This is a genomic window from Apilactobacillus pseudapinorum (assembly GCF_040369555.1).
Lineage (GTDB): Bacteria > Bacillota > Bacilli > Lactobacillales > Lactobacillaceae > Apilactobacillus.
On the sequence record NZ_BAABVU010000015.1, the window covers coordinates 1 to 429 of the forward strand.

A 429-nucleotide genomic window follows, 5' to 3' on the forward strand; every position below is an offset into this window, starting at 1 on the left:
ACAAAACTTGAGTACAGAAGAGGAAAGTGGAACTCCATGTGTAGCGGTGAAATGCGTAGATATATGGAAGAACACCAGTGGCGAAGGCGGCTTTCTGGTCTGTTACTGACGCTGAGGCTCGAAAGCATGGGTAGCGAACAGGATTAGATACCCTGGTAGTCCATGCCGTAAACGATGAATACTAGGTGTTGGAGGGTTTCCGCCCTTCAGTGCCACAGCTAACGCATTAAGTATTCCGCCTGGGGAGTACGACCGCAAGGTTGAAACTCAAAGGAATTGACGGGGGCCCGCACAAGTGGTGGAGCATGTGGTTTAATTCGATGCTACGCGAAGAACCTTACCAGCTCTTGACATCTTCTGCCAACCTAAGAGATTAGGCGTTCCCTTCGGGGACAGAATGACAGGTGGTGCATGGTTGTCGTCAGCTCG

General features: G+C 50.8%; 1 rRNA gene. It reads left to right on the forward strand.

The features are described 5' to 3' along the window. Positions 1–429, forward strand: a 16S ribosomal RNA gene (locus ABWU86_RS03145); the annotation flags it as partial.